We start from the raw sequence: 6,252 nt of genomic DNA, 5'->3' as shown, positions 1-6,252 counted from the left end.
GCTTGCGCCCCCTGGTTCTTGCCCCCGTCCCCAATCCGGGGTATCCGGGGGGGCAAGATAACTACTGCCCTTTCAGCTCCTTTCCTATCTCCCAGCGACCCCCGCACTCCGGGCAGAACTCGAGCCAGCCGGTGGGGTGGATGGCAAAGCCGCACCCCTCGCAGCACCACACCACCCCCCGCACACGCTCGCGCTCGGCACGGATGGCGCAGCGCAGCTCGAAGAGGGCGTCGTCGAGCCGCGCCCGCTCACGGGCGTCGCTGGCCCGGCGCAGCCGTGCCCGGAGGATCTCGCGCTGTTCGTAGAGCCGCTGCAGGGGGGTCTGGGGGATCACGCTCGCCATAGCCGCCTCCTTCGGCCGGGCGCGCGGGTGCAGGCCTGTCCCGACACCCCGGCCGGTCCCCCCAGTGGGGCGCTCGCGCCCCCTGGCCCCTCTGCGGTCCGGGGTGATCCCTTCGGAAACCCTTTCAGCTTCCCGTCCGGCGACCCCAGCACTCCAGCACAGCCCCGGTCTCCAGCCCGCCCGGGCGACTCCCCGGAAGCGCCAGGGCAGGGGCGTGGGTGCGGGGAAAGCCCTCAAGGTGCGCTGGCCGCTGCTCAGCCGGGGTTACCCCGGCTCCCAACACCGGCCTGTGTGGCCTAACCCCACGGGCTTGTTGAGGGGACCAGTTGAGGCCTCGGACGTCGTTTGGCTTGTGAAGGTGTTTGCCCTTGACGATTTGCGGGAGCTTCATCCCCTCGCCCTCGACGCACCCCGTCTAACCATTAACCGGATTCGATCTGTATATCCTGGACCGGTAGACGGATTTCACGGCATGAGGTGGGTGGATGGTCTTCAGCGGCAACGACACGCTACGGCTTCACGGCGAGGCCCTCTGTGCCTCGTCCCCCCTTCCGGGGGCAGCCCACCTGGTGCTTGACGCCCCCTGGGGATACGCCCTGCATACGCTGCCGCACCTGCCCCGCCCGGTGTTGGTGGTCACCGGGGTGAACTCAGCCCCCTACCTGCGTGACCTGGTGGACCTCAGGCCACAGGGGGTGATCGCCCGTCCTGTGGGCCCCCAGGAGGTGCTGGCTGCCCTGGGGCGGGTGGCCGAAGGGGAGTGCTTCTACGAGGGTCCTGTGCTGGAAGACGGACTGCTGCCCTGTGAGCGGGCGGTGCTGCGGCGTCTGGCCTTCGGGCTGGAGAACGCGGAGATCGCCCGCGAACTCGGGGTGAGCCGCCGCACGGTGGAGAACCGCGTGGGGGCTCTGCGGGAGAAGCTCGGCCTGAGGGGCCGGGTAGAGCTGGCCCTCTACTACCTTGGCATGCACCCCCGGCTGTGGGCCGGAAGGGGGGTCATGCCCGCAGTGCCAGCCTCGAGTCGGCCGGCCCCCCACAGCAGGGGGCCGGCCGGTACCGCCGGGTTTTAGCGCTCACGCCGCTTGCGCTCTAGGTACTCCTCTTCGGCGGCCCTGGCCTCCGCCGAGCCCCGCGGCACGGCGCGCCAGGGAATTTCCCGGCTCACCAGGGCGCGGGAGAAGCCCAGGCGGGCGAGCAGCCACCGAATCAGCGCGAGCATGGCGTCCTCTTCGACCTACAGTGTACCGCAGGCGGGTGACCCGGCGGGGTACATCACCCACTGGTCGAACCACAGGATCCCGTCGGCATAGCCGCAGTAGTAGTTGCCCGCCCGGTAGGGGATGGTGCCTGAGTCGACGACCCCGGAGGAGGCATACCAGAGGACCCGGTGGTTGCGCCGCTGCTCCCCGGTGTCGTGGTTGAGGATCTCCGCGGCGATCTCGCCTTCGATCCACGCCCGGCTGCAGGAGACCCGGTGGCGGGTGTAAGGGTTGCCCAGGGGCCACGAGCGGTGCAACGACACCGCGCTGGTGCAACTGGGCGGGAGGGTCTGTGCGGGTTCCACGCCCTGCGCCCCTAGCCTCGACCGCAGCTCCTCCACCCGTGCCTCGAGGTCCGGGCGCCGCTCGAGCAGCCGCCTCACGTCCGCCGGGTCGCGCAGGTTAAAGGCCTCGAACCCCAGCTGGAAGGTGGCCTTCCTGGACGACGCGGTGCTGCGGGAGCTGGCGGGGCATAACATTGAAGGAGCCCCTATCGGCCACTTGGCCTTCGGGGAGTACGTCTACGCCGAGGGCAGCGCCGAGTTCAAGCCGGAGCCCTGGATGCAGGTGGTCTCCCCGGAGGTGCTCATCCGCTTCCCCGTAGGCTCGCTGGTGGCCCGGCGCAGCTTCATCTTTGCCCGGGCGGGCTTCGGCAAATCCAACCTCAACAAGCTGCTCTTCAGCGAGCTCTACCGCGATACCCCCACGGTGGAAAAGCGGGGGGGGCGGAAGGTCAAGGTAGGCACAGTGCTGTTCGACCCGGACGGCGAGTACTTCTGGCCTGACGATAAGGGCCGGCCTGGCCTGTGCGACGTACCCCACCTGGAGGACAAGCTGGTCGTGTTTACCAGCCGCAAGGCCCCCAGCCCCTACTACGGCTCCTTCGTGGCCGGCGACATCCGGTTGGACATCCGCCGGCTCAGACCCGCCGACGTGATCTCCATCGCCCTCGACCCCGAGCGGCAGGAGCAGCAGAACGTGCGCAAGCTCCGGGGGCTCAACGACAGCAAGTGGGCGCAGCTAGTGGACATGATTCACCGAGATGGCAACAGTACCGACTTACAGCAGGTGTCCGCGCTTCTGGATCTGGAGTATCCCAAGCAAGAGGCCGAAGCCACCGCGGCCCGCAGCAACATGACCGCCATCGTGCGCATGCTGCACGATCCCAAGAGCCGGATGCTCGACCTGCTGATGCTGGCCCTGAGGGAGGGCAAGCTGTGCGTGGTGGACATCTCCCAGATGCGAGGCGGACAGTCCCTCATCCTTTCGGGCCTGATCCTGCGCCGGATCTTCGATCACAACCAGCGGGAGTTCACCGAGGCCACCCCCCACACCATCCCCACCATCGCCGTGATCGAGGAAGCCCAGTCGGTGCTGGGTGGTGAGGCTACCACTTCTGAGCCCTACGTCGAGTGGGTGAAGGAGGGGCGCAAGTACGACCTGGGGGCGCTGCTGGTGACCCAGCAGCCGGGCAGCATCCCGGTGGAGATCCTCTCCCAGGGGGACAACTGGTTCATCTTCCACCTACTCTCCCAGGCTGACCTGATGGCCTTGAAACGCGCCAACGCCCACTTCAGCGACGACCTGCTCTCCTCCTTGCTCAACGAGCCCATCCCGGGGCAGGGGGTGTTCTGGAGCTCGGTGGGGGGGAAGCCCTACCCGGTGAGCCTGCGGGTGCTCTCGTTCGAGCAGAGGTACTCCCCCCAGGATCCGCGATACACCAAGGAAGCCGCGGCCACCGCCGTGGCTGGATTGCGGGAGCGGCTGGGTGAGGTTCCCGAGAAGTCATCGGAAACCGAGCCTGGGTCGGGAGGTGAGGATCCTGGAGATGGAGATTATCTGGCCCAGACGATCCAAAATCTGGCACAAAGCCTCAAAAACGATCCGCTGGGTAAAGAGCTTGCGACGGAACGGGGGAAACCCTACGGCGCACTCCAGGGCTGGGTGGCCGAGCATCTACCCTCGGGCTGGGACAATCCAAAAGATTGGGCCCACCACAACCTTCCGCGTGTCCTGGACGCGGCCTTTGGTAAGGGTGCCTGGGAGGGTTATTCCGCTCCCAACAGGAAGGGCAGAAACATCCGGTGGGTGCGGTTGCGGAGGGGGGAATGAGGGGGGAAGGCCGTGCGCACCCGGACGCCCTCCGGCTCAACGCCATCGCCCCCTACTTCACCATGTTCCCTCTGGATTTCCCCCTTTCGGTCCTGGAGGGGAGTGCCCGGCCCACCGAACGGGTGCTGGACCCCTTTTGCGGGCGGGGCACCACCAACTTCGCCGCGAGGCTGCTGGGGCTGGACTCGCTGGGGGTAGACTCGAGCCCGGTCGCCGTAGCCATCACCGCGGCCAAGCTGGTCGGCCCTCCCTTGGAGGCCATCCTCCAGGAAGCCCGCCTCATCCTCACCCGGCCTGCGCCTAAAGAGGTGCCACAAGGGGAGTTCTGGCAGTGGGCCTACCACCCGGAGGTGCTCGAGGAGCTGTGCCGCTTCCGGGAGGCCTTCCTGGAGGAGTGCTCGAGCCCGGCCCGCCTCGCCCTGCGGGGCATCCTGCTGGGGGCCCTTCACGGCCCGGTGTACAAGACTGCTAGCTACCTTTCCAACCAATGCCCCCGCACCTACGCCCCCAAGCCCGCTTACGCGACGCGCTTCTGGCGCTCGCGGGGCCTAAGGCCCGTGCGGGTGAACACCCTCGAGGTGATCGAACGGCGGGCCCGGCGCTACTATGCCCGTCTGTTGCCCCCTCGGGGAGCGGTGACGCTGGGGGACAGCCGCGAGGGCGAGACCTTCAGGAGCGCCCAGGAGAAGTTCCACTGGGTGATCACCTCGCCGCCGTACTTCGGGATGCGGACCTACGTTCCCGACCAGTGGCTGCGCAACTGGTTCTTGGGCGGGCCCGACGCCGTGCAGTACGACCAGTCCAGCCAGCTGGGGCACGGCAGCCCTGAGCGGTTCGTCGCCGACCTCTCCCGGGTGTGGCAGAATGTGGCCGCCCAATGCGTGGACGAAGCGCGCATGGCCGTGCGCTTCGGCGGCCTTGGCAGCCGAAGCACGGAGCCTGTGGAGCTGATCCGCGAATCGCTCAGGGACACCCCCTGGAAGGTAGAGGAGCTCAAGCCCGTTCCCCCCGCCCCCAAAGGACGCCGGCAGGCTAGCGCCTTCCTGCCCAGGGGGAACCGTTCGGTGCAGGAGTACGATTTCTTCTGCTCCCTAGGGTAGCTACCCGCACTCCTAGGGCAGCGGTGGCTTGAGGGTGCTCATCTGGGTTGCTGTGGCTCTACCCCCAATAGGCGACAGGACAAAGGGGTGGTGCTGACCACCCCTAGGTCATCAAGCAGCTACCCTCTCCTGATCTGCCACGACCGATGGGATGGCGTCTACCTGCTCGAGGATCCTCCGCGCGGCCCTCGCGATGCGCTCGAGGGAGGTTTCCAGCCCCTCCACCGCGCCCCGCCAGTGGAGGATGTAGTCGCGGCTGCCCTCCATCGAGAGCCCGAGGTGCCGCCCCACCGCGTAGGCCACCGCCTCGGCCTCGAGCTCCTTCACCGTCACCGGCGGTTCCACTCCCCCGTAGTGCAGCAGGACGTGCGCCCACTCGTGGAGGAGCACCGCCGCCCTGTCACCGGCGCTCAGGTCGGCGGCCAGGATGATCTCCCTGCCGTCGGTCTGCCCGTGCACCCCGCTGGGCAGCAGCCCCTCCCGCACCGGCACCGGGCAGGCGGCCCGCAACCGGGCGTAGAGGGCGGGCCCTTCCGGGGAGGCCTCTCCAGTCGGGGCCAGCGGCCTGCCTTCGGTTTGCGCGACGTCGAACACGCAGGCGGTGTGGAACCCCACCAGCCGCTCCTCGAGCTTTACCTCACCGGTCCTTTCCTCCACCACCTCCACCCGCTTCAGGGTGGGGGCCAGGATGGCGATCGAGCGCTCCCCCCGCTTGACCCGGCGGCCCAACTCGTTCCAGCGCTTCAGCCCTGCCACCAGGGTGGCGTCGGGCCGTTGCTGGAGGATCAGGGCCACGTTGCGGGCGCTGTAGCGGTGGAAGCGGCCCATCTTCTCCAGGAAGTCCAGGAAGCCCCGGGTGTGCCCCTCCTCGAGCTCGGCGGCCAGTTGCTTCAACCAGGTCTCGATGCTCTGCATCAGCGCGTCGGCTTTCATGGCTACCTCCTCGCCCAAAGGAGGGGGGCGGCCCAAGCCGCCCCCTGGTTCTGGCTCCAGAAATTAACGGTCTGCGGCTGGAGTGGAACCCTTACCGCTCAGACCTCCCCGCGTGCGCGGGAGTACACCAGGCGCTGAGGGAGCTGTAGCGCCTCAGAAAGTGGAGGGGCCTTGGGAGAGCCCCAAGACCCCTCCACTTGCCCGGACGTCACCACAACACGCTATAGATACCCACAGTTGGGTCAATCGCGACCAGGAGTAAGTTTCTCTTCTACCTTATAGAAGCGAGGGGGTGTGGGGGAGCTATAAAACCCAGCGGCTTTAGCCCTGGTCGCCTCGCCACGGCGAGGCGAGGACTCCCCCACGTGCCCCGCAGGGCAGGCTTTTATCATAAGCACATATGAAATCTGTCTCCATCCCTAGTCCGTTGCCGCATCTAGCCCAGATACCCGATTCCCGCGAGTACTTGAAAACCCAACATCGCTGGCAAGACCTGCTGCTAATC

The 6,252-nt window shown here is 67.5% G+C and carries 7 protein-coding genes; 3 read left to right on the top strand and 4 right to left on the bottom strand.

The window, feature by feature from the left end; translation table 11 throughout:
- Window positions 1-61: 61 nt before the first annotated feature.
- Entirely contained in the window at window positions 62-343 is a 282-nt protein-coding gene (locus Mrose_RS17495) for a hypothetical protein (protein ID WP_018465389.1), read from the bottom strand.
- Between the two features lie 485 nt (window positions 344-828).
- Between Mrose_RS17495 and Mrose_RS17490 the strand changes: the two genes are divergently transcribed.
- Entirely contained in the window at window positions 829-1,413 is a 585-nt protein-coding gene (locus tag Mrose_RS17490; protein ID WP_119280457.1) for a helix-turn-helix transcriptional regulator, read from the top strand.
- Here the strand turns inward: Mrose_RS17490 and Mrose_RS19040 are convergent.
- The gene (locus Mrose_RS19040; protein ID WP_018466146.1) at window positions 1,410-1,562 is read right to left on the bottom strand and encodes a hypothetical protein; all 153 of its coding nucleotides are present in this window, start codon (window positions 1,560-1,562) and stop codon (window positions 1,410-1,412) included. The genes Mrose_RS17490 and Mrose_RS19040 overlap by 4 nt on opposite strands.
- A 15-nt stretch (window positions 1,563-1,577) precedes the next feature.
- Complete coding sequence (locus Mrose_RS17485) at window positions 1,578-1,985, bottom strand: hypothetical protein (RefSeq protein ID WP_245970014.1); 408 nt, start codon at window positions 1,983-1,985, stop codon at window positions 1,578-1,580.
- Window positions 1,986-2,031: 46 nt separating this feature from the next.
- Between Mrose_RS17485 and Mrose_RS17480 the strand changes: the two genes are divergently transcribed.
- Window positions 2,032-3,714 (top strand): ATP-binding protein, encoded by a 1,683-nt coding sequence (locus Mrose_RS17480; RefSeq protein ID WP_245970013.1) that lies wholly within the window; start codon window positions 2,032-2,034, stop codon window positions 3,712-3,714.
- A complete protein-coding gene (locus Mrose_RS17475; protein ID WP_220452360.1) occupies window positions 3,711-4,814 on the top strand; it encodes a DNA methyltransferase in 1,104 nt (367 codons plus the stop codon). The genes Mrose_RS17480 and Mrose_RS17475 overlap by 4 nt, the downstream gene beginning before the upstream one ends.
- A 111-nt stretch (window positions 4,815-4,925) precedes the next feature.
- On the opposite strand, the gene Mrose_RS17470 is transcribed toward Mrose_RS17475, so the two are convergent.
- Window positions 4,926-5,747, bottom strand: coding sequence for an ArdC-like ssDNA-binding domain-containing protein (locus Mrose_RS17470; RefSeq protein WP_119280451.1), 822 nt, complete (start codon window positions 5,745-5,747; stop codon window positions 4,926-4,928).
- Window positions 5,748-6,252: the final 505 nt, after the last annotated feature.

The organism is Calidithermus roseus (assembly GCF_003574095.1).
Classification (GTDB): domain Bacteria; phylum Deinococcota; class Deinococci; order Deinococcales; family Thermaceae; genus Calidithermus; species Calidithermus roseus.
The sequence above is the reverse complement of the archived record's forward strand: the minus strand, read 5'-3'. Positions and strand labels throughout refer to the sequence as shown.

What these genes read in the sequence shown, in the direction of transcription:
- Mrose_RS17495 (WP_018465389.1), bottom strand. Translation starts at nt 343, where the DNA reads ATGGCGAGCGTGATCCCCCAGACCCCCCTGCAGCGGCTCTACGAACAG.
- Mrose_RS17490 (WP_119280457.1), top strand. Translation starts at nt 829, where the DNA reads ATGGTCTTCAGCGGCAACGACACGCTACGGCTTCACGGCGAGGCCCTC.
- Mrose_RS19040 (WP_018466146.1), bottom strand. Translation starts at nt 1,562, where the DNA reads ATGCTCGCGCTGATTCGGTGGCTGCTCGCCCGCCTGGGCTTCTCCCGC.
- Mrose_RS17475 (WP_220452360.1), top strand. Translation starts at nt 3,711, where the DNA reads ATGAGGGGGGAAGGCCGTGCGCACCCGGACGCCCTCCGGCTCAACGCC.
- Mrose_RS17470 (WP_119280451.1), bottom strand. Translation starts at nt 5,747, where the DNA reads ATGAAAGCCGACGCGCTGATGCAGAGCATCGAGACCTGGTTGAAGCAA.